The sequence below is a fragment of the Pseudoalteromonas sp. GB43 genome, assembly GCF_054923805.1.
The window spans coordinates 278,391-296,996 of sequence record NZ_JBPCHJ010000003.1 but is presented as its reverse complement, the minus strand read 5'-3'; the positions used below and the strand labels follow the sequence as shown (position 1 = coordinate 296,996).

Below are 18,606 nucleotides of genomic sequence, written 5' to 3'. Positions count from 1 at the left end.
TCCACGTTTGGTATTACGAACACTGGTCTGGGCGAAATAGCCAGCCTTTTTAGGCCGGTTTTTTCATTTCTTATCCTTAGGTAAATTTATTTTTCTGAGTTGTTGTTTGAAGTATAAGGTTTATTTATAGTATTCAAAACTATACTAATCTGTACTAATTCCTATCTTAGATAAAGTAAAAAACTAAATCTCAGTTCATTAGATCAATAGCACTTCTTATATTAATCTACTAAAACTCACCCGCACTAATTGGTTTAGTTACCATGTTAGTCAAAGTTCTTGCGCAAGTTAAAACAGATAATTCAGGTTTATTGATTGAAGTACCAGTGTTGCTTAACGAATATGGTGTATTTGATCCCTTACTTGATTACGTTATAAGCCAGTCGCACATTAAAATTTTGCCATGGGTGAATCGCATTACGTTTGCTTTGCACCTTTGGTTGGATGATGTGTTTTACGACCCAGAAAACCTAAGCGGTGTAATAGTTCGCTTGTATCATCCTGAAGACATTGGTTACAGTTTTTGCAGTCAAGTGAGCTAATGTAGTATTCGCACTTTATGAATATTACTTATGTGCCATTAGCGGTCACTCAATCTTGACACCAAGTGATCAAAAACCAATCGAATACGTTGTGGTACTGGACCACGTTGAGGGCGATAAATATATAAATCCCAAGGCACCGGCTCGACTTCTTCTAACACTCTCACAAGTTTCTCTTGGCGTAATAAGTCTTGGACCAAAAAGTCAGGAATTTGAGCAAACCCCAGTCCATTTTGTATAGCCATTAATTCAGCTTCGGTGTCGGCACTTCGAAAACGTGTTATGGATGGGGTCCACTGTCTGTCCATGGAAAAAACCCATGGCCAAAGCTTTCCCGTATTGCGATCTACTAACCCTGTAGCCGGCAAGTGGTTTAGATCTTCAATAGACGCAGGCTTTCCCACTCTATTTATTAAGTCAGGCGAAGCCACGACATACATATTAATTTTGGCGAGCTGGCGGGCAATAAATCGACTATCCCTCATGAAGCCGATACGAATCCCAATATCTATTTTTTCGTCAACCACATCCACGCGCTCGTCACTGAGTGTCAGGTCTATATCAAGTTGAGGATGTACTGTTGAGAGTTCCATTAATGCTGGCATCAAGCATTTATGACCAAAACCAACAGGCGCCGCGATACGAACCCGCCCTTGTAATTCATTACCCGAGTCATGGGCGCTTGTTTGAAACAATTCATCTACAGCGTGTAGGCGTTCTTTTGCTATCAAAGCAAATTTTTCTCCAACTAGGGTCACTTGTATGTGTCGAGTATTTCGATGAAATAAAAGCTCCCCTTGCAATCGCTCTAACTCTTTCACTGCTCGTGTCACTGCCTGAGGAGAAATTCCCAGACGGTTAGCCGCTTCTTTAAAGCTGCGAGACTCAGCAGCAGTACAAAATATCCGGAGCATTTCCAATCTGTTAAGCATCACAGTCACATTCAGGTTTGAAATGAATACATAAATATTATTCCAAAATATGGAATTGTGAAATTAAAACATTTCCATTTATTGGTTTTTGAAGGTAAGAGATACTTTGCTTGTTATTTAGACAACGTCATTCAACTTATTTGAGGATATTAACTATGAGCAGTGTTTTAGCAAATAACATCAGCGGTAAGGTCGTTGTTATCACTGGTGGTAGCAGCGGTTTAGGCGAGACCACGGCAAGACATTTAGCCAGCCTTGGCGCATCTGTTGTTTTAGGTGCCCGACGTATCGAGAAGCTTGAAGCTATTGCTGCTGACATTCGCTCAGCAGGCGGAAAAGTTGCGGTTCAAGCGACAGATGTGACTTGCCAGGACGAAGTGAAGGCCCTTGTAAATCTTGCACAAGAGCGCTTCGGTAAAGTTGATGTGGTTATCAATAATGCAGGGTTAATGGCGATTGCACCGTTAGCTGAGACTCGAGTTGACGAATGGGATCGCATGATTGACATCAACGTTAAAGGTCTGCTGTATGGAGTAGCCGCAGCACTTCCGATTTTTCAGGCTCAGGGAACAGGCCACTTTATCAATATTTCATCCGTAGCGGGTGTCAAAGTATTCAGTCCTGGCGGCACGGTTTATAGCGGAACCAAATTCGCTGTTCGCGCTATTGCCGAAGGCTTACGCCATGAAGTTGGGGGTAAAATTCGTTCAACAATCATTTCACCAGGTGCAGTCGAATCTGAATTAAAACATGGAAGTTCAGATACTCAGGGTGCAGCCTTTGTAAAAGATTTTTATCAGCAAAATGAAATTCCATCTGAATCTGTTGCTCGTGCTATCGCATACGCAATTGAGCAGCCTGCGGATGTGGATATCAACGAGATTGTTCTGCGCCCAACTGTTCAAGAATTTTAATTCGTTTAATAAAAGATCTATTAACCAGCGGGTGATTTAACCACCCGCTGAATATTCAGTATGTGGGGTTATTGATGACAGCGTTAAACAGACAAATGCGTGCTTTGGTATTAGATAGCTATGAAGAGGGTACAGTATTCCAGGATGCCCTGATTAACTTTCTCTCTCCATCAGCAGGTCAGGTGCAAGTAAAAATATTTGCAAGTGGAGTCAACCCTATTGATTACAAGATCCGCCAAGGTATCGCTCCTTATGCCATGCCGGAATTACCCGCAGTACTTGGCACCGATTTAGCTGGAGAAATTGTTGCTATCGGCGACGGCGTCACCGACTTTGCAGTAGGCGATGCAGTTTATGGTCTGACTGGCGGAGTGCGAGGATTGCAAGGATCATTGGCTGAATATGCCAACGTAGATGCTGAGTTACTTGCTCTCAAACCGAAAAATTTGTCCATGCGTGAAGCTGCGGCTTTACCTCTGGTTGCACTTACCGCTTGGGAAGGTTTGGTTGACAAGGCGAATGTTAAAGCGGGCCAGAAAGTCCTTATCCAAGGTGGAGCTGGCGGAGTTGGACATTTAGCTGTGCAAATTGCTAAGGCCTTAGGTGCCGACGTTTATGCCACTGCATCGACTGGAAAACAAGAACTGCTCAATGCGCTAGGTGCCACGCCGATTGATTATCACACTGTAAGCCCTGCTGACTACGTGGACGCATACACCCAAGGCAAAGGATTCGATATCGTTTACGACACTGTCGGTGGAGCTGTACTCGATGCCTCATTAGGTATCATTGCACATTATGGACATATTTTAAGCTGTGCTGCATTCAGCTCACATAATCTGGCACCGTCGTCATTGCGCTCTGCAACATTGTCAGCGATTTTTGTGTTACACCCACAGCTCAGCGGAGAGGGGCGCAAACATCATGGTGACATTCTGCGGCAAATTACGGCTCTCGTTGAAGCTGGACAAATTAAGCCACTACTCGATCCGTTACGCTTTTCCCTAGACACGGCAATGGATGCACATAATGCCGTAGAGTTGGGATCCATGGGTAAAGTAGTTATTGATGTAATTGCTTAAAAAGCCATTGTTGAGGATGCATATGAGCCCAAGAAAACTAATTCGAACTGTTCGTTTCCATGAATTAGGTGGTCCCGAGGTGTTAACTATTGACTCGCTGGCGAGTCCAAGTTTGCAGGCCACTGATGTTCGTATTGCGGTCAAAGCTGTTGGCCTCAATCGTGCTGATGCCATGTTTAGGCGAGGCAACTATATAGAAAAGGCTGACTTCCCTTCGCGAATCGGCTATGAAGCATCCGGGATAGTCATTGAAATCGGGGAAGAGGTAGATCATTTACGCCTTGGGGACGAGGTTTGCATTGTCCCTCAGATGGGGCTTTCTCAGAATGGCTGCTACGCAGAAGAGATTGTCGTACCAAGTGAATATGTGGCACTCAAACCAGCAGGGCTAACCTTTGCTGAAGGCGCAGCAGCTTGGATGCAGTACCTGACAGCTTATGGCGCTTTGGTCGAAATTGCTAACGTGCAAAAAGGCGATGCAGTACTGATAACCGCCGCATCGAGCAGTGTTGGATTGGCTGCGATTCAAATTGTGAATTCTCTGGGAGGTATCCCTATCGCTACAACTCTAACAGGAGCTAAAAAGGCTGCTGTGCTCAAGGCTGGCGCGGCCCATGTGATTGCAACCCAAGAAGAACCGCTACTGGATAGCTTGAGAAGCATCTTGGGAGTAAACAATTTAAAAATCGCATTTGATGCTGTCGGTGGGCCGCAGATAGCTGAAATTGCTGAAGCAATGAGCCCTGAAGGAACAATAATAGTACACGGAGCATTAAGTCCCGAAACAACTCCTTTTCCCTTAAAAATAGCACTTCGTAAAAGTCTGACAGTTAGGGGGTATGTGTTTACTGAAGTTATAAAAGACATCGAGCGTTTTCGCAGAGCAAAGCAATTTATCCATTCGGGTTTATCCGAAGGAACACTCAAGCCTGTCATTGATCGAAGCTTTAAATTTGAAGAGATAGTAGCAGCGCATCACTATCTGGAGTCAAATCAGCAGATTGGTAAAATAGTGGTCGTACTTGATTAACAGATGAAGGAAAACTTTATCTGTGTGTTGTGCTGGATCTGTTTAACCATGTCGTTGTAGGCTGGTTAATACATCACCGGCAGGATAGAAAAATGGTTCTGCGAGCGGTGGAGATGGCTGTCTGGCAATGTCCTGAAGCGACACAGGCGATACTGCATTCGGATCGTGGAACGTAATTTACCAGCGGCGATTATCAACGGTACTTAAAAAAGCAATGACTTATTGGGGAGCATGAACGCTGTCGGTCATTGTGCCGATATATTTTTTTACATCGAGCTGTTTCATAATCCAAGAATGCGACTTAGAGTAGCTAATCAAGACCGGTAGTTTACAAACGTTTTAAACCGTCCGTAGAAACGGGGGAGAACCCCCGCCAGAACAATAAGACAAAGGGGTAGTGTATGGTAATTAACGATCTTCTCTGGCGGCGACCACGCCATCACATGGATGTCGATGAAACCCACGACCACGTGCACTGGGTGGAACTTTTCTTCGATCTGGTCCATGTAGTGACAATTTTCATTCTGGGGAATTACCTGTCCCATCATCTGGGGTAGCAAGGATTCTGGGTGTTTACGGGAATGTTCCTGGCGATTTTCTATGCCTGGGCAGACAGTTCGGTCTATAACTCGCTGTATATCTCCACAGACATGCCGCATCGCGTGGTGATGGCACTTAAGATTGTCACGATGATGACCATCGCGGCGGCAATTCCCGACGTGGGAGGTGAAGGCTGGACGTATTTCGCGCTGGGCTATGCGTTGAATCGGGCGCTGACGGCCTATCTTTACTGGCGGGCGCGCTGTACCGACAACGCGGGCAATACGCTGGCGCAGGAACAGGGGCGGAATTTTTTCGTGTTGGCCGGGGTGTTCGCACTGTCGGCTTTTTTGCCCACACCGGTCGCCTACTGGGTGTTTGCCGCCGGCGTGGCAGCAATTCAGCTGCAGTACATGCTGCCGCGCGTAGGCACGCTCCGCTTCGAACGCTTTGTGCCTCAACTCGGACACATCTCGGAGCGCTTCGGCCTTTTGATGTTGATCTTGCTGGGTGAAGGCTTCTTTAAGCTGGTGGTCACGCTGGCCGACAAGGGCGTCTACAAAGTCAGCGCGGGTACGATGTTCAATGTGACCATGGGCGGCTTGTCCCTCTTCGCGCTGGCCTGGACTTATTTCGACTGCGCCGGCAATGCAAAACCGAAGAGCCGCACCAGTGCCGTGCTTCTGAGATACTGGCTTGCTCACATCGCGATTTTGTGGAGTGCGGTGACGATTGGCGTTGCGCTGGCCGGAGAAGTCTACGTCGGCCTGTGGGAGCCTTATCCGCCCGGCTACGCCGCGCTTGGCTCGGTCGGCCTTGCGGTTTTTTTAGCTTCGCTATGGGCGCTGCGTCGAACTGTGGCTGATGCCGCCGACAACTACCATAGCGCCGGTCTGAGGCTGTTCGGCATTGTCATGGCGCTGGTTGTGCTAGCCTTTCATCCCCTCGTACCGTCGATTGTCAGCAACGGGCTTTGGGTCCTAGCGCTGTTCTCGCAGATTGGTGTGCCGATTTTTCTAGCGGTAAGAGATACGCGCCGGTCTGATAAAATGCTGTGATGGAACATGGCTATGCCCATGCAATTTGACAGATAGCCGTCAGGGATTTGATGCGCTCTTCTTATGCTCATTAAGCCGGCCTTTTTGTTTTCGTGATCAGTGATTGTCCGTCGGCGCTTCGTCCTCAGTTAGCCGTGTGTCCTCCCGCATGGCGTGCCCCTTCTAAAATAACTGAGCCAATAATGTTCTATTCAGGTTACTTTAATGAACGTAATGTGCCTTAAGGTAATCAATTTGGCACTTTGTGCCTCTTATGTTTTCTGTTCAACGTGTGCGCAATTTGCTCTGATTTTTTTTACTATTTTCAGACTTAGGAGGCTGCTGCAAAAGGAAAAGCTGATAGTCTGACATATATCGAATTTATGATAAAAGGAAAATTAATAATGCCTAATTTCAATCCAAACTTTGAATCTACTCGCTTGGCTATGCTTTCAAAACAACACCCTGACATTGTGAAGGTGTCGGGTGAGGGAGTGTTTCGTGCGGAAGATGACGAAGACCGCCTAAGCGGAACATCTTGGACTCTTGAAGATGAGATTTTTGATTAGGTCACCGAATCTGGCTTCAAGCTATACTTGCTTGAACTTCTGGATAATTTCATAGAATACCGAGGTCAATGTAACGAGCTTCAGAAAAAGGAAGGGATTGTACGTTTCGCTGGTGGCACTTTAAATATTGAACAATTAAACGTAGCTTAATGTAGTGTCCAGTTTTACTGGATTAGATCACTTTATCTTCATTTGAATAATGACTTTAATGAGCTATTTTTGTCGTTCCAGTAATATAGAAGAAATGGAATTGCACCCTCTTTAATCTCTTCTGCTGAATAGAACTTCTCTGTATTGAAAGCTTTAAAATAAATTCCTTGGGAATAAGCTTTAACTGTTGAGGAAAGAATGAACGCCAAATAGATTAAAACAAGAATTGAGGTAAATATTGTTACTGATGTTGAAATTTGCATCAATGCAAAAGTAACAAGCAATAAAACCATTAGATGGGATAAACTTCTAATTTTATTAATTTTGATTTTGGTCATACATAAAAACCTATTTAAGTTCCTTCTTAAATTGTACCTATTATTCTATTCCTTGTGAGTCTATCTAGTCAATCTTTAGTATCTATATGAATTCAAATTTTCACAAAATATTGTGAATTTTTGCTTTTTTTACTGCAACTCTAGGTTTTTCACTAAGTATTGTGAATTTGTTGCCCTGTTGATTATATCCCTCTATTATTCATAAATATCTGTGAATTTTGGTGATCAAAATGGAAATATCTGTTAGTTCAGCAAAGCAATTAGGTAAATTAATATCAGCTGTTAGAAAAAGCCAAGGGTTAGACCAAAAAACAATTGGAGAATTTTCGGGTAATAGTATCAATACGGTAGGTGACTTTGAAAAGGGGAGTGGTTCATTGTCCGTTAGCAGGTTATTTGATTTGATGGAGTCACTTGGTATTGAAATGAAAATAGACTTCGCGCTGCCTCCATCAGATACTTCAGCGCAAAAGAAGCTAATCAAACGCATTAGTGAGATAGTTTGATAATGGATAGATCGCTCACAGTATTTGTAAGTACAAAAAAAATGGGTGAGTTAAAGGATGTGAATGGTTTTTGGGCATTTGAATATTCACAAGAGTGGGTTAACTCAGATAAAAACTTCTCCTTGTCACCGGATATACCAATTCAAAATGAAATGACGTTAGACACAGGTACTAAACGTCCTGTTCAGAGCTTTTTTGATAATCTTTTACCCGAAGAAAACGCGCGCAAATTATTAGCAAAAGATGCGCAAGTTGACTACTACGATTCATTTGCATTACTAGAAGTGTCAGGTATTGAGTCCGCTGGTGCCTTAATAATGTTGCCTAAGGGGGGTGTCTTGCCAGATCCAAGTGCTGAGCCTCTAGAATTATCTGCTCTTTCAGAGAGGATAAAAGCTCTCCCTAAAGCACCATTGAATAAGAGACAAGGTAGTAGGATGTCACTCGCTGGGGCACAATATAAAATGCTAGTTATAAAAAAAGGCTCTGATTTTTTTGAAGGTAATGCAGGTACGCCTTCCACTCATATATTGAAACCAAATCATTCAGAGCCTGATGATTATTGGCAAACGACTTGTAATGAGTGGTTTGTTATGAGGCTTGCTAAAATGATGGGTATAGATGTACCAAAAGTGGAGTTATTGTATGTACCTGAGCCTATCTATTTAGTTGAAAGATTTGACCGGTATGGTAAATACCCGAATCAAGAGCGTCGACACATTATTGATGCGTGTCAACTATTGAGTTTTGGTAAAGATTTTAAATATGCAGCTTCAACTGTTGAAATTTATAAGAAGATATTGGGCAAAGTTCGGACTAAGGCACAAGATACAATAAAGCTATATCGCTGGGTTATTTTTAATTTTCTTATAGGAAACGGTGATGCACACCTAAAAAATATTAGCTTTTATTATGGGGATGGGGATCCACAGCTGACACCATTTTATGATTTATTGTCTACGATAATATATGTGCAAGAAGGGACTAAACCACTTGAGCAAAAATTATCAATACCGATAAATGGAAAAGAAACATTTGATGAATTAAGGCGAGATGATGTTTTGGCTTTTGCAAATGAAATTGGCATGCCAGACAAGGGAGCTGCAACTTACTTAGATTCCATGGTTAAAAACATTCAAGGTGTATTTGAGATTCTTTACAAAGAAGTCCTAGAAATGCCAACTACTCCTACACGCGCTGTAGAGTTACGTATGCTAAGGGAGATACAATATAAAGTTTTAAATGAAATGGTGGAAAGGTTAAGAATTAGCTAGTTGCATCAACTAAAGTAAGTTGAAGTATGAGAAACCAACTCATTTGAGCCCCAAAATTGTTTTTGGACAAAAACGAGTTAGAGCCGAAGGTCGGCTCTGTGCCATTTGCAGACATTAGCAACGCCTGAGCTCAGGTGCATTTGAGACAACGCCTGCTTTTGCGTTAGCAAAAAAGTGGGTGGCGGATCAAATGTCATCTGCAGAGACTTTTTAGGCAGCGTTCACCGTATTCTAGGAACGAGCGTTTACGAGGCACGTGCCGAACTGGCCTTTATGACTTTTGTAAACAACAAAAAAATATTTGGATCAAACTTCGTGTCCACTTCATGCTTCAAGATATTCATAGTTTCAAGGTGCGATTTAGCCATGCGGTATGGCGTTTGCTAGTCGTCAGTGCATCATACGCATCAATGATCGAAAGTATTCGACTACTCAGGGGAATATCGGCACCAGCCAGTCCGTCTGGGTATCCGCTTCCATCAAATGCTTCATGATGATGTCTGACAATAGACGCGACCTCGTCTCTGTTTGTCAGGAATGTCTCACTAATTATTCTCTCACCGATAACCGAGTGAGCCTTTATCTCTTCCCTTTCATCAGGTGTGAGCTTTCCAGGCTTCGAGAGAACAGTATCACGAACTCCAATCTTACCCACGTCGTGTAATTGACTGGCAATACGCAAGTCATCTAATGAGGGGGCACTCAAATCGGCCGCACGCCCCACTTCCAACGCAAGCGCACAGACGCGGTCACAATGGCCTCTAGTATACGCATCGCGCGCGCACAATGCCGTAATGAGTGATGGGTAAGCATTTTCTTGATCTGGTGCGAGGGCAAAAGCCATTGAATATCTCTCCTTGTTCAGCAACGCCTAACAATTTAATAGTGCGCTCATCACGCATATTTTTGCTGACTTCAAGCTCATCTATCCACATTCCAGCAAATAACCGAGGGTATTTCAAGATTTTAAATAAATTTAAATGTAGGATATACGCGTTGCTCGTTTGCTTGACTATATGAATAAACGACACAACTTTATCTATTAATTAGCCCTAAATTTAGCCATCCTCAATGACCGGTTATCGCTCTTTTGAGGCATTCGCCTAAACACGTTTTGGGGCGTGCGACGTGAAGTCGTATGAAGCGCTGTTCACCGCTTAATGAGTGAACCATCTGTATCACCAGATGATCCTAGGAGCCTGAATAAAGTAGCGGCTCTGACAATGTAACGAAGGTTGGTATGCGCCAATCGGGATCTTAATCGTGAGAGGACGATCCTCCTGATAACCACAAATCGGGTGAGTGCTAGGCAGTCAGTATGATGAACATAAGTGAATCCGCGTAAGGTGCGTTATACGATGAAACAGCGGAAGTGGTTAATACGCTGTAGCCAAAAGGCACGAGAGTCGGAAAGAGATTGCCCCATGCTCTTTCGTGATCACTGAACTCTCCGCACTATAGCGGGCATCTAACCTGACATTGCGCAACATACGGAACACGGTAAGCCTGTATCACTCCCTTTGGGAAAGCTTATATAGCCGATAGTGATGCAGGTAGAGGATGTTGGAGAAAGCAAAGGCTGGATTGTAATGATGCAGATACAGACGTCTGTCTGGCACGAAAGTGAGCTGACTTCCGACTGGTCTTCCTTTGCAAGAGAATTTGAAGAACTTTATTCAAGGAGAAACGCAAATGATGATTTCAAAAGAGATTAGTGCCTCTCCTGACAGTGCTCAATGGCAATCCATAAATTGGAAAACTGTTGAGTCACACGTTTTAAAGCTTCAGATGCGTATTGCAAAAGCAACAAGAGAAAGTAAACACGGCAAAGCGAAAGCGTTGCAGTGGATACTGACTCACTCGCATTCGGCAAGACTTCTTGCTGTTAAGCGAGTATCACAAAACAAAGGCAGTAAAACGCCCGGAATAGACGGCGTCATCTGGAATACGGATACGCGCCGCATGAAAGCAGTCAATCAATTGAGCAGAAAGGCTTATCAAGCCAAACCGCTCAAGCGTATCTACATCCCTAAGAAAAACGGCAAGCTCAGACCTTTGGGTATCCCGTGCATGGTCGATAGAGCGCTACAAGCGCTTCATCTTCTTGCACTAGAGCCTGTGTCAGAAACACTTGCTGACCCAAATAGCTACGGCTTTCGGCGCAATAGAAGCACTGCTGATGCTATTGCTCAGTGTTTTCTCTGTTTGAGTAAAAAGCAATCCGCGCAATGGGTTCTTGAGGGAGATATCAAAGCCTGTTTCGACAAGATTGGGCATCAATGGCTTATGAATAATATAGCTGTAGATAAACGAATGTTGGAACAATGGTTAAAGTCTGGTTTTATGGACAAAGGGCTGTTCTATCGCACTGACGAGGGAACACCACAAGGCGGGATCATATCTCCAACCTTGATGCTGATGACTCTTGCAGGTCTTGAGCAACGCATAAAGTCCACCGCACTTAAAAATGGGGCGAGAGCCAACTTTATAGGATACGCTGATGATTTCGTCGTCACTTGCACTTCAAAGAACGTGCTGGAGAACGATATCAAACCGTTGATTACTGACTTCTTAGCACACAGAGGCTTAACGCTCTCCGAAGAGAAAACGCACATTACTCACATTAGCCGTGGTTTTGACTTCCTAGGCTTTAACCATAGGAAGTACAAAGGAAAGCTGCTCATTAAACCGAGTAAATCTAACACGTTAATATTTCTGAGTAACTTGCGCGAACTCACTAAAAAGCACGCAACCACCCCCATTAACGATCTAATCAAGTTGATAAATCCGAAACTCAGGGGTTGGTCGAATTACTATCGCCATTGCGTTGCCAAACAAGTATTCGGATATGTGAGCCACAAACTATTTCTAGCGTTATGGCATTGGGCTAAAAGGCGTCATCCAACAAAATCAAAAACTTGGATCGCCATGAAGTACTTTATCAACCGTCGATGTTAATGGCAATTTCACGGTTGGCAGAAGAGCATGAATATGGATTGTCAGTTTAATCTATTTCAAATAGCTAAGGTGCCAATAGAGAGACATGTGAAAATCAGGAGTGAAGCTACGCCTTTTGATCCTTTATACCAAGAATACTTGGCAAAGAGAAAAGCAAAGAGGCAATGCCGCAACTCTTGGAATGAACCTAATCTCGCTGCTTTATAAGTTGCTGGGTACCAATTAGGTGCCTTCGTGAAGGCTTGAGCCGTATGCAGTGAAAGTTGCACGTACGGTTCTTAGGAGGGCGACACTTGGTAACAGGTGTCGTCTATCCGACAGAAACGTGTTACGCTTGAAGGTTAGCTATTGGCATAAAGCCGCCCTTTTGGAAATAGGTGTTAAAGTGAAGTATTAAAAGATTTCTTATAAATTACATTCATTAATCAATAACTGACTTATAGAGTCAGACTTTTTTGATAGTTTAAGGAGCTCATCATCCTTTGAAGGGGCTGTTGAATAGTTGAATTCTGAGCTAGAAAGAGTGTTCTTGATTTCTAAATAGTTAGATGAGAATTTTTGACAAAATTCAGTTATCTCCGCGTTAACTATTTCTTCGGAATTTTTCTTGTTCCTCATGTATAACTTGTAGTTCTCCGTTACAACTTCTAAAGCTGCATGATCGTAGCGTATGGTCGCAATCACTTCACTATCTTCGATTGTATAGTCAACAATACTTACAGAAATAGGTCGTAAGATGTTGGCCTTCTCGCTGTAGCTTGATACACCCGCTTGAGAATTGTTAACAATGAAATAAGCGCCTAGCTTTTGAGCTGCTTCTTTATATATTAAATCTGCAATGTTGTACTCATTAACCGTGAGGCCGATAGTTTTAAACTTGATAACTCTGACAGTATCAGCCGCATGAGCGCTATGGCTCAATACTAAAATGACTAGTAAAAACACAAATTTCATAAATCCCCCTCCAAAGTGAAAAGTATAAATTATTGAATGCAGGTTTGTAAGAATATAAAAAATACAATGAGATTTTTTCATAACCTATTGTAAAAAATTGATATTTAGTTTTGTTTTTAACATCTGCGCGAAATGAAATTCATGAAATGATTAATACAGTTTTAGCTATTGGAGATTGTTTTAATGAATTCATTGAAAGCGCTAGCAAATGGGGTTTTTATATCGATTGTATTCCATGCGATCGGGAGTGCTTATGGTGCAGAAAAGGTTAGTGTCAATTTAACGCTCGATAATACCACTGAGTACGACGCACAAGTAATAGAGTATTTACTTCACAAAAAAGCTGTGGAGCAAGCAAAAGTAAACCTCAACACGAATGTTATAAGCGGCAATCAATTATTGCCGAATATAAGGGCAAAACTTAAAGAGCTAAACATTAAGCAAGAGCAAAGTACCCTTAATGCAACGGCTACTTTTGAGTTAGCTGAAGGTCCTGAGTTAATGGCTAATAAGAATACTATTAGGATTTATGACGAAGTATTTCTGTTTAATGGCGTCGAAACAAAACAATCATCAATGAAAAAAAGACTCAAAGAAAAGGTGTTTGAATATAAATTCTTTGCTGATATCCAAAGCAAATTATCTAACCTAGTGACAATATCAGACTATAAAATCAAAGAACCTCAAATTAGTGAAGACCAAATGATTTATGGTGGCCTTAAGCTCTCAGAAGTATTGAACATCCGCGCTTTAGTTGCAGCCCAAAGTTACTCTCGTAAAAGTATCTCAAATGGAGTAAATATTCGAAATGAAGAGTGTGCGCAGCTTGATTCAAATCTGTTAGATGTAAACCCTCAATTTCCATCGATTGGAAAAACTGCACACTGGACCAGAATTTAAAGTAGGCGTATCGATGCTAACACTCCAGCTCTTGACTGGGTTATCTCCAAAAGTTTTAGAAATTGATTTTACTAAAAACTTACTACTATCCGAATTGCAAAAGTCTAGAGTGAGAGTAAAAGACTATAATAGTGACTTATTGCCTTATTCAAATATGTGGGATGCATACAGAGAAAGCATAGAGAACTTCAAAAATGTATTAAATGGGCAGACGTCCAATTTATCTGAAGAATATATGGGGAATATTGAGGCATCACCTTTCAGTCAATATCCGTTTGCAGATGTTAAGCAAGTTACAATGCACCTTAGCTTTGATGAATTAATTAGTGAAGGGGACTACGATGGTATTGAGTTCAATGATTGGTTTTGGGGTCCGAAAAACTACTATGGAGTACGAAACAGCTATATTAATCGCGTAGATGATTTATCGAGAGGCAAGCCTTACTTTTTTCTTGTGATAGAGGTTTCAGGTGTAAAATTCTATCGAGCTGTCCTAGATGTAAACTTTATTCATAACAAGAATAGTTCGGCAAAAGTAAATTTAATTCCAATAGATGTTTTGTCATTTTTACCAGGGTCAGAGTTAAATATCTTTAATCGAACAGACTACCGTAAGTTGTGGCTAAAATCTTTGGAACAAGTATCCGTGACTGATGGTTCAATGAGTAATCGAGCAGTCAATATACTGCCAAAAGAAACAATTGATTGTTTGCCCTATACGTTTGCTTTTGATGTAACACTAAGTGAGTTGTTTGCTTTTAGAAAGGGGCAGACTGCATTACTCGACGGCGACTTTAACCCGGTAAAAAATTCACATGGAGACTACGTTGTTAATCAGAATGGTTTTCTAGGTTTAATGTCTACAGAAGAGCCCGCCTTTCCCGTATCTGTCAGCATGATGGGTAACTCGATAAATATTAGCTATTACAAAGACCATAAAATTGGGGATATAAGCGTTTATTTTGAGAAAAAGGTATTTTAATCAAAAAATACTGAAATTCAGTTGAAAATCACGCTTTTAAAATTTTTTTCAATTTTAAGATTAAGCCAGACTCAATTTTCTGGCTTTTTTTTATGGATTTTACAATTTACTCAATCGGTGAAACAGCGTTCATGTATGAGGTTCTAATGGTATTCGAAGAATGTTTGATTTTGGCTTTTCATCTTTGCATATTTTGATAGGTGCTACAGCTCTACTTTCACTGATGACTCTTGTAGTAAAAAGTTGGATCAACCCAAACTCTAACCCAGTACTATCTTGGTTTATTGGGCTTTGCATGTTCATGGTCTTGTGTGGTCCATTTTCTAAAGTAGATGTTGTTATTGAGTCGGTAAGAACAGGAGATGTGTATTATGTGAATGATGCACCTGGCATAGCAGCTGTTATTGCAATGATGACCTCAGGAATGTATGGGCTTTCACGAGATTATGAAGATTCATTCGCCTCACCGGATGGTTATCAGGCTGGTCAATTTCTCGATCCGATGAGAGCGCTAGTGGCGCTTGATAAATTTGGATATATGGGCTCTGAAGAACTAGATTCAGGCGTTAATGCCCAAAGGTACAGAATCAAAACATCTACAATGAACTACCTTCAAGACTGTGTAATTTGGGATCTTCAAGTTGGTGGCAATGACGCTGAGCTAAATGCTGACAAAATAAAAAAAGCCCCAATGGAAAACTTCCTTGAGTCTATAAGAATTAATACACCATCAAGAAGCACTTATATTCAAATAGACACTCCTGCCATGGAGCTATTAACATGCCCAAACGCATACTTGAAGCTCAAAAGTTACTTTGATAGCTCAAGTTTCAGAGAGATGACTGACAGGTTTTTGCAGAAAGAAAATGTAAAACCACAAGATGTTGAAGCCGGTGCGGAATCGATTTCTGCATTAAGCGCGACAATGAATGCATATCATTTAGCGACGGGAAGGTATTTATCAAATGTTTTTGCTGAAGCTGCTGCAAAAAGTGGGGATATGCAAGGGCTCCGCTCTGAACTTACTTTAATAGAAACAAAGTCTCAGCGACATTACCAAATGGCCGCGGATAGAAACCTAGCTTTGGAGCTATCAATTGGTTTTGCAACCTTCATTGAGGCCTTTGTGTTTTTCTTGATCCCAGTTATTGCAATCATGCTTGTAATGGGTGCTGAAGCTATGAAATCAGCTGCTATGTTCTTTGGGGTAACTGTGTGGGTTAACTTGTGGCCGGTAACCATGAGTGCGGTTAACCTTTTTACTTTACTTGCTATTCAAGGTCGATTCACATCAGTGTCAGCTGGTGGCGGTGGTGTAAGTGCAATCACATTTGGTATGTGGGGGCATAGCATGTCAACAATCGAATCATTTATTGCAGTGGCAAGTAGTTTGGCTGCTGCAGTTCCAATGCTCACTTTATATATACTGCATAGGGGTGTTCACACCATGATGGGTGTATCTAATAAGACGTCTCCTGATACAAATATTGATTCCAAGAAATTGTCACCTGATGTCACAACATCTGCAAATGGAGGTAAAGCAAGTCAAGGTGATACTACTATGCAAGCCAGTGATGTTCATTCCTCATATGGGCAATGGAGCCAAGCTCAACTGAATGGTGGACAACGAAATGATGTAAGTATTAATCCGGGTGGCGCAGGACCAGCCTCGGGTTACCTTAAACAGTCATCAGCTGAGTTGTCAGCGATTGGCTCTAGAAATACTCAATTGGCAAATACTGAAGCCGCTAGCCAAACATTACAAAAAACTGCCACTGATAGTAAATCTGCTACTTTAGATTCAATCAAAGGGTATAAACAAGGAAAGTCGTTTGAGAGTGTGGATAGTTCACAATTATCACAGGACGAAGCTTTCTTAGCGGCACAAACCGCAGCATATGCAACTGAAAATAACATGAGTTTATCTGATGCATATGATCACGTACTACAGGGCTCGGCAAGCATGGTAGCAAAGGGGGCTCCATCAATAGCAGGGTTTGGTTTAGGTGCTGATGCGAAAGCAGCGATCACAGCAAAAGCGGCATCACAAAAGCAAGTAGGCGCCTCAGAAAGATTGTCAGAGGACGAACGTGCACAAGTTTCTGAATCGATAAAAGCTAACTGGGGGAATGCAGTAAAAATGGCTCAATCATCGAGCAGTGATAACTCAGTTGCAAGTAAAGAGGCGGTTTCCCGACAGGAAGCTGTTACAAATGCTCATACAAATATGCTTCAAGCTCAAGCCCTTGAAGCTGAGGGGAATACAGCTAGCTCCGCTTCAAAAGTAATGACGCAAATGAATGCAGGTGAGGTTCAAAACTCAACCACAGGAGCAAATAAAGCATCAATCGGTTCAATTGTTTCAACACTTTCAGATGAGCAGCAGCATGTTCTTTTAGGTAGTTTGATTGGTGATGAAGGCTTAAATAGTTTATCTGGTGACAAGAGAAGTGCTTTAATTTCTGAGCTGGGAGATAGGTTCGACTACCACAAAGAGCAGGTAAATAAAGGTGATAACGCGAGATTACCAGAAAGCCAAAAAAATAATATTGCTTTGGCCAATACGGTTACTGATGCAATCGCAAGAATGTCTGGAAATACTGAAGTGCTGTCTACTGATCATAATGGTAACCAACTTCCTCTTTCAACTGGAGTTACAGCACTAAAACAAGCTAATACCGAAAGAGGAGCTTCTGCAGGCTTAATGAGAGAACTAGGTGAAACACTACAAGCGCCGAGCCTAATTTCACTTAGTGACCAATTGAATGGATATAAACCGAGTGATAATTCACATATTCCAAAACCTGAAGATAATACTGGCATAGACACCAACACTTTAAGTAATGATGTAAATAGTGGCATAAAGACTGATCCAACAAACATGTTCAATAATGAGCGTAATGCACAAGCATTTGCTGAACACAAAGAGCAATCTCAAAACGAGGTTAGTAGTAGAGGGGCATCTGGTACAGGTGCTGTTAAAGCTAAGGGTGAGGATGTTGTTTCTGAGTCAGAAGATAAAAATGCAAATAATTTAGCGCATGCATTTGGATCATTAAAAGTATTAGGCTCAGAATCTAATGAATTATCTGGCGGTGTAGTTAGTTCTATTGGCTCACTATTCACCTCTTCAGTGGGTGAGGCTGTTACGGATGAGTTTAAGAAGTCTGGTAATGGTGAAGGTATTAATTCGAATCTAATTGAAATGGGTTTTAGTGTTTTATCAAACAATACACCAGAAGCTATTAGAAACTTACTAACTAGCGCAGCAAATGGTGAAGGTTCGATTATTAATGGTGAACGCTTATCTCCAAATGAAACACTAATGTATGCTGGGGCTGTTCAAACAGCAATGCGCCCTGAGTCTCTAGCTGCCTTCAATGAAAGTTTAAATTCAAACTCAGCTCTTCTTGCTTCAACGCTACCTAATAACCCTTACAGAAATGCTCAAGAAAATATCTCAGCTGTACAGGAGATGAGAGAGAATGAATCAATTAATAATGCCCTGAAGAGTAGTGAGTTAATTGCGGCATACTCAGCATTGGCAAACCTTGATGACGGTCAAATTGAGGACGTAATTGCAGCCACGAAAGGAGATGATAGTTTCTTAGGTATTAATGATGCTAAATACGCTCGTCATTTAGAAGCGCTAAATGAGTTATCCCCACAGTTAGGTTTAGAACCTCAGTACAACCCATCAAGGTATAAAGACGAGCCAAGTCAAAAAGGTAGTTTGGAATCAGTAAACTACGACTCTCAAGCTAGCTCAATGGCTGGGTTTGCTGGATTAAATGAGAGAGAAAATTTAGATCGAACTGAAAACAGATCGAAACCTAGTGACAAGGTCTTGTTGAGGGTATTACCAAAGGAAATTATGACCAAGATGCCAAAGAGATAG

General features: G+C 41.9%; 15 protein-coding genes and 2 pseudogenes. 13 read left to right on the top strand and 4 right to left on the bottom strand.

Annotation, left to right across the window (positions count from 1 at the left end; genetic code table 11):
* Positions 1-263: 263 nt before the first annotated feature.
* Positions 264-542: a hypothetical protein gene (locus ACRWSG_RS23470; RefSeq protein WP_285222133.1), complete on the top strand. Its 279-nt coding sequence runs from the start codon at positions 264-266 to the stop codon at positions 540-542.
* Positions 543-580: 38 nt separating this feature from the next.
* Here ACRWSG_RS23470 and ACRWSG_RS23465 read toward each other — a convergent pair whose 3' ends face one another.
* Positions 581-1,474, bottom strand: coding sequence for a LysR family transcriptional regulator (locus ACRWSG_RS23465; RefSeq protein ID WP_349239475.1), 894 nt, complete (start codon positions 1,472-1,474; stop codon positions 581-583).
* Between the two features lie 155 nt (positions 1,475-1,629).
* On the opposite strand from ACRWSG_RS23465, the gene ACRWSG_RS23460 reads away from it, so the two are divergent.
* The 6 genes and pseudogenes from ACRWSG_RS23460 (at position 1,630) to ACRWSG_RS23435 (ending at position 6,646) form a co-directional block, all read left to right on the top strand.
* Positions 1,630-2,388, top strand: coding sequence for an SDR family oxidoreductase (locus ACRWSG_RS23460; protein ID WP_253109291.1), 759 nt, complete (start codon positions 1,630-1,632; stop codon positions 2,386-2,388).
* A 74-nt stretch (positions 2,389-2,462) separates the two neighbouring features.
* Positions 2,463-3,470, top strand: a complete 1,008-nt coding sequence (locus tag ACRWSG_RS23455; RefSeq protein WP_285222131.1) for a zinc-dependent alcohol dehydrogenase family protein — start codon at positions 2,463-2,465, stop codon at positions 3,468-3,470.
* 22 nt (positions 3,471-3,492) lie between these two features.
* A complete protein-coding gene (locus ACRWSG_RS23450) occupies positions 3,493-4,500 on the top strand; it encodes a zinc-dependent alcohol dehydrogenase family protein (RefSeq protein ID WP_199530301.1) in 1,008 nt (335 codons plus the stop codon).
* Positions 4,500-4,898, top strand: a pseudogene (locus ACRWSG_RS23445) (DDE-type integrase/transposase/recombinase); the annotation flags it as partial. The gene ACRWSG_RS23450 and the pseudogene ACRWSG_RS23445, both read left to right, overlap by 1 nt.
* Positions 4,899-5,069: 171 nt before the next feature.
* Positions 5,070-6,098, top strand: coding sequence for a low temperature requirement protein A (locus ACRWSG_RS23440; RefSeq protein WP_349239474.1), 1,029 nt, complete (start codon positions 5,070-5,072; stop codon positions 6,096-6,098).
* A gap of 383 nt (positions 6,099-6,481) precedes the next feature.
* Positions 6,482-6,646, top strand: a complete 165-nt coding sequence (locus ACRWSG_RS23435) for a hypothetical protein (protein ID WP_462167700.1) — start codon at positions 6,482-6,484, stop codon at positions 6,644-6,646.
* Between the two features lie 188 nt (positions 6,647-6,834).
* On the opposite strand, the gene ACRWSG_RS23430 is transcribed toward ACRWSG_RS23435, so the two are convergent.
* On the bottom strand, positions 6,835-7,134 hold the full coding sequence (locus tag ACRWSG_RS23430; protein WP_199530302.1) for a hypothetical protein: 300 nt from the start codon (positions 7,132-7,134) through the stop codon (positions 6,835-6,837).
* Between the two features lie 230 nt (positions 7,135-7,364).
* On the opposite strand from ACRWSG_RS23430, the gene ACRWSG_RS23425 reads away from it, so the two are divergent.
* Positions 7,365-7,640: a helix-turn-helix domain-containing protein gene (locus ACRWSG_RS23425; RefSeq protein WP_199530303.1), complete on the top strand. Its 276-nt coding sequence runs from the start codon at positions 7,365-7,367 to the stop codon at positions 7,638-7,640.
* A gap of 2 nt (positions 7,641-7,642) precedes the next feature.
* On the top strand, positions 7,643-8,914 hold the full coding sequence (locus ACRWSG_RS23420) for a HipA domain-containing protein (protein WP_462167699.1): 1,272 nt from the start codon (positions 7,643-7,645) through the stop codon (positions 8,912-8,914).
* 340 nt (positions 8,915-9,254) lie between these two features.
* Here ACRWSG_RS23420 and ACRWSG_RS23415 read toward each other — a convergent pair whose 3' ends face one another.
* The gene (locus tag ACRWSG_RS23415) at positions 9,255-9,758 is read right to left on the bottom strand and encodes an HD-GYP domain-containing protein (RefSeq protein ID WP_462167698.1); all 504 of its coding nucleotides are present in this window, start codon (positions 9,756-9,758) and stop codon (positions 9,255-9,257) included.
* 848 nt (positions 9,759-10,606) lie between these two features.
* On the opposite strand from ACRWSG_RS23415, the pseudogene ltrA reads away from it, so the two are divergent.
* Positions 10,607-12,079, top strand: a pseudogene (gene ltrA / locus ACRWSG_RS23410) (group II intron reverse transcriptase/maturase).
* 198 nt (positions 12,080-12,277) lie between these two features.
* Here ltrA and ACRWSG_RS23405 read toward each other — a convergent pair.
* Positions 12,278-12,826, bottom strand: coding sequence for a hypothetical protein (locus ACRWSG_RS23405; RefSeq protein ID WP_138599705.1), 549 nt, complete (start codon positions 12,824-12,826; stop codon positions 12,278-12,280).
* A gap of 183 nt (positions 12,827-13,009) precedes the next feature.
* Between ACRWSG_RS23405 and ACRWSG_RS23400 the strand changes: the two genes are divergently transcribed.
* The 3 genes from ACRWSG_RS23400 (at position 13,010) to ACRWSG_RS23390 (ending at position 18,606) form a co-directional block, all read left to right on the top strand.
* Positions 13,010-13,726 (top strand): hypothetical protein, encoded by a 717-nt coding sequence (locus tag ACRWSG_RS23400; protein ID WP_462167697.1) that lies wholly within the window; start codon positions 13,010-13,012, stop codon positions 13,724-13,726.
* Between the two features lie 13 nt (positions 13,727-13,739).
* Positions 13,740-14,708: a hypothetical protein gene (locus ACRWSG_RS23395; protein ID WP_462167696.1), complete on the top strand. Its 969-nt coding sequence runs from the start codon at positions 13,740-13,742 to the stop codon at positions 14,706-14,708.
* A 151-nt stretch (positions 14,709-14,859) separates the two neighbouring features.
* Positions 14,860-18,606 carry a conjugal transfer protein TraG N-terminal domain-containing protein gene (locus ACRWSG_RS23390; protein WP_462167712.1) on the top strand — a complete coding sequence of 1,249 codons (3,747 nt, stop codon included), beginning with the start codon at positions 14,860-14,862 and terminating at the stop codon, positions 18,604-18,606.